General features: G+C 37.1%; 4 protein-coding genes and 1 pseudogene. 3 read left to right on the forward strand and 2 right to left on the reverse strand.

Translation table 11 applies throughout. From position 1 onward, the window contains the following. Nucleotides 1–255: 255 nt before the first annotated feature. Nucleotides 256–384: pseudogene (locus tag LOK41_RS27585) on the reverse strand (NupC/NupG family nucleoside CNT transporter); the annotation flags it as partial. Between the two features lie 91 nt (nt 385–475). After that, nucleotides 476–715: a YuzB family protein gene (locus LOK41_RS27590; RefSeq protein ID WP_017150175.1), complete on the reverse strand. Its 240-nt coding sequence runs from the start codon at nt 713–715 to the stop codon at nt 476–478. A 329-nt stretch (nt 716–1,044) separates the two neighbouring features. On the opposite strand from LOK41_RS27590, the gene LOK41_RS27595 reads away from it, so the two are divergent. The 3 genes from LOK41_RS27595 to LOK41_RS27605 all read left to right on the forward strand — a co-directional run bounded on the left by LOK41_RS27595 (nt 1,045) and on the right by LOK41_RS27605 (nt 3,820). Further along, complete coding sequence (locus LOK41_RS27595; protein WP_241819295.1) at nt 1,045–2,115, forward strand: NAD(P)/FAD-dependent oxidoreductase; 1,071 nt, start codon at nt 1,045–1,047, stop codon at nt 2,113–2,115. Nucleotides 2,116–2,388: 273 nt separating this feature from the next. Next, nucleotides 2,389–3,048 carry an ABC transporter ATP-binding protein gene (locus LOK41_RS27600; RefSeq protein WP_241819296.1) on the forward strand — a complete coding sequence of 220 codons (660 nt, stop codon included), beginning with the start codon at nt 2,389–2,391 and terminating at the stop codon, nt 3,046–3,048. Beyond that, on the forward strand, nt 2,975–3,820 hold the full coding sequence (locus LOK41_RS27605; RefSeq protein ID WP_241819297.1) for an ABC transporter permease: 846 nt from the start codon (nt 2,975–2,977) through the stop codon (nt 3,818–3,820). The genes LOK41_RS27600 and LOK41_RS27605 overlap by 74 nt, the downstream gene beginning before the upstream one ends. Nucleotides 3,821–3,843: the final 23 nt, after the last annotated feature.

The following is a 3,843-nucleotide window of genomic DNA, read 5'->3' on the forward strand; positions in this document are numbered from 1 at the left end:
CTCGGAAAGGGCCTTTTTTTATTTTATCCCGCATTAACGGGCAGTAAGACCCCCACCTCAAGATTCAGAGAGAAACGAGGAAGGTAGGTGGCGGATCAACTGCCCGTAAAAGCCCGATTGGTTCAACTAATAATCAGTGGGGGATGAAGAAAACCCCCACTGATTAAAGTTTCACTTTATCTCGCTATTTGTGGATAGACAAATTGATGAGAACTAATAATTAGTGCAATGAAGCCTACTGGTTAAAATTCTACTTTATACAAACATCCCTGCTATCGCAGTACTTAATAAATTGGCGAGTGTCCTTGCTACAATCGACTTTAATCCAAATTTAGCAATATCACTACGGCGTGTTGGTGCCATTCCACCTAACTCTCCAAGTAGATTCAAATTCTTTGTTAGCATTTCCTTCGAAAGAATTTTTACTCTAATAGAAACGATGACAATAAAAAAGACGTTGCTCATTTGCAACGCCTTAAAACATTGGATTTTCATCTAAGTAATCATATACATTTTTCACAAGTTCTTCTACTGTTGCCCCCTGTACAACTTCTCCGTTTACAAGTGCAAAAGGCCCTTCAAAACAAATACCACAATACCCTAGGCAGCCATACTCCATAACATCTAAATTCGGATCTTTTTCTAATTTCTCTAGTGCTGCTTGTGAGCCACTTGCAAGATTACCTACACAAAATTCGATTAATGGTTTAATCAAAACGATCCCCCCTGTATCCCTAAAAATGAATCTATAATAAGAAAACTAAGCTGTTTCTTGTTGTTTTCGTTACACTTGCTAAAATATTTAGTTGCTTCACTGTTTCATTTCAAACTAAAAGATCTTCTCTATATCAATCCACTTTGATTCCCAGTATACAAATTAAAACAGTTTGCCCACTTTTCTTCTTATTGTACAACAGAGTACACATTCCTGCATTGTTATTTGTTCACAAATTCGATATAATTTGAGTGAGTAAAGTCAAATTATTTTTTCAATATATAATTATATGATTAGGGGATATTTCAACAGAAAAGGGGTAATCCATCATGAAACACCTCGTATTACTGGGCGGTGGCTACGGTGGAATGAGAATTCTGCAGCGGCTTCTTCCAAACAACCAACTTCCAGATGATGTCCAAGTGACATTAATCGACAAAGTACCATACCACTGTTTTAAAACAGAATATTATGCATTAGTAGCGGGAACAATTTCAGAAACGCACATTCGTATTCCGTTTCCAGAACACCCGCGCCTCAACATTCAATACGGTACCGTAACAAATGTTGATCTTGAAAACAAAGCCGTCCATCTCGATAGCGGTGAAGAAATTCAATATGATGATTTAATTATCGGACTTGGCTGTGAAGACAAATATCACGATGTTCCAGGCGCAAAAGAATATACACATAGCCTACAATCTATTGAGCAAACACGCAAAACATACGAACGATTAAACAGTTTAGAACCTAACGCAACAGTTGCAGTTGTCGGTGCTGGATTAAGTGGCGTTGAAGTGGCAAGTGAGCTTCGGGAAAGTCGTTCTGATTTGAAAATTTACTTATTTGATCGAAAGGATCGCATTTTATTCCCTTTCCCAGAAAAATTAAGTAGATACGTAGAAGAATGGTTCGTAAAGCATAATGTTACAATTATACGAAACTCTAACATTACAAAAGTGGAACCAAACATTGTGTACAACCATGATGAACCGCTTGAATGTGATGCAATCGTATGGACAGCTGGTATTCAAGCAAATGAAGTTGTTCGAAACCTTCCAGTTGAACAAGATAGTAGCGGACGGGTTGTATTAACAAAATATCATAATATTCCGAATAACGAGAATGTTTATGTTGTAGGTGATTGCGCATCCTTACCACACGCACCATCTGCACAACTTGCCGAAGGACAAGGTGAGCAAATTGTCCAAATATTATTGAAACGTTGGAACAATGAAACACTTCCTGATGAACTACCTGTTATTAAATTAAAAGGTGTTCTCGGTTCTCTCGGTAAGAAACACGGATTCGGACTATTAGCAAATCAACCATTAATGGGACGTGTACCTAGACTTTTAAAGTCCGGTATTCTTTGGATGTATAAATATCATAATGGTTAAGAAGAAAAACAAGGGCAGATTGCTCTTGTTTTTTTCTATTTTTCTCCTTTTTTGATACGATATGAATATATAAATCCATTTTAACTTCTCAACATATAAGTCACTGTTATGAAAACAAAAAGGGACTTACACTCCTTTTCTCTCTCTGTTCTCACTTAGCATGGGGCAGAAAAAGGTCCTGACCGCTTCTATGCATGGCTGGATCCTCTCTCCCTCCTAAAAAGAAGGGTTTTGTTTTTTTAAAATTTATATAGAACCAGAAAGGAGAAAATCATGTTTCTATTAAAAAATGTAACATATAAAAATATCCTGCACGTTCCTTACTTAGAAATTCACAAAGAAAAAATCACCTGCATTATCGGTGAAAGCGGCAGCGGAAAAAGTACATTACTTCGCATACTTAATGATTTACAATCACCAACAGCCGGCGAAATTGAATATAATGGGGCATCTATTTCGTCTTATCCACCTATTCAATTACGCCGTGAAGTTGTTATGTTAGGTCAAACACCACCTATATTTGACGGAACAGTAAAAGATAATTTGTTAATGGGACTTCGCTTTTCAGAGAAACCTTTTCCACCTGACGAAGCACTGCAAGAAGCACTAACAATTGTAAACTTAGAAAAAGATTTAACAAGTACCGCCTCTTCATTATCCGGTGGTGAAAAACAAAGACTCTCCTTAGCTCGTGTTTTACTTATGGACCCGCCTGTTTATTTATTAGATGAGCCCACTTCTGCATTAGATGCTGATACAGAGAGGCGCGTCATGAAACAGTTTTCTGCCATTGCGAAACAAAAAAAGAAAACGGTTATCTTTATTACCCATTCACAAAGTCTCCCAGAAGAAATCGCAGATGACATTATTGAAATTAGTAAAGCTAAAGGTGCCATTAGAAAGGAAGTGCACGCACTTGAAGGGCGTTATTGAACTACAAATTTGGCAACTTGCTGCGGCATATATTTTCATTATCGTTTTAATCGGACTTGTAAAACTAAAAGGAATACCTCGTGAAAAACAAATTACGATCGCTACATTCCGTATGACCATTCAGCTTGTTCTCGTTGCATACGTACTTACATACATATTTGAAAATAGTAATCCATTTTATACAATTGCTATTATTACTTCTATTACTACATTCGCTATTTTTAACATTTATAAACGAGTTAATATCCCTATGTCAAAAGAGCTAAAACGTGTAGCCGCACTCTCAATGATTGCAGGTTCAATCGGACCGCTTTTATTATTTATCTTTGTCATTATTGGACACGACCCTTGGTATGCTCCGCAATATATCGTTCCAATCGCTGGGATGCTTATTGGTAATGCCATGACTGGTGTGTCGCTCGGTGCAAATTCATTCTTAAACAATATGAAATCAAAGCGTGAGCAAATTGAAGGTGCACTGATGCTAGGAGCAACTCCAAAACAAGCAACCGCTCCCCTTGTAAGAGATGCTTTCGATTCAGCTATTTTGCCAACCATTAATTCTATGGTCGGAATGGGAATCATTAGTCTCCCGGGCATGATGACAGGACAAATTTTATCAGGAATTTCACCATTTACTGCCATTCAATATCAAATTGCGATTATACTTGGTATTTCCGGAAGTACAGCTTTTTCTGTCATTATCTTTTTACAACTTGGTTATAAAACCTTCTTTAATAAACGGTTTCAATTGAAAGAGATGGAAGCATAGTAAAAAAGAGTTCACATATCAGG

The organism is Bacillus sp. TL12 (assembly GCF_022625245.1).
Classification (GTDB): domain Bacteria; phylum Bacillota; class Bacilli; order Bacillales; family Bacillaceae_G; genus Bacillus_A.

Coding starts and splice junctions, on each gene's coding strand:
- LOK41_RS27605 (WP_241819297.1), top strand. CDS start 2,975: ATGACATTATTGAAATTAGTAAAGCTAAAGGTGCCATTAGAAAGGAAG.
- LOK41_RS27600 (WP_241819296.1), top strand. CDS start 2,389: ATGTTTCTATTAAAAAATGTAACATATAAAAATATCCTGCACGTTCCT.
- LOK41_RS27595 (WP_241819295.1), top strand. CDS start 1,045: ATGAAACACCTCGTATTACTGGGCGGTGGCTACGGTGGAATGAGAATT.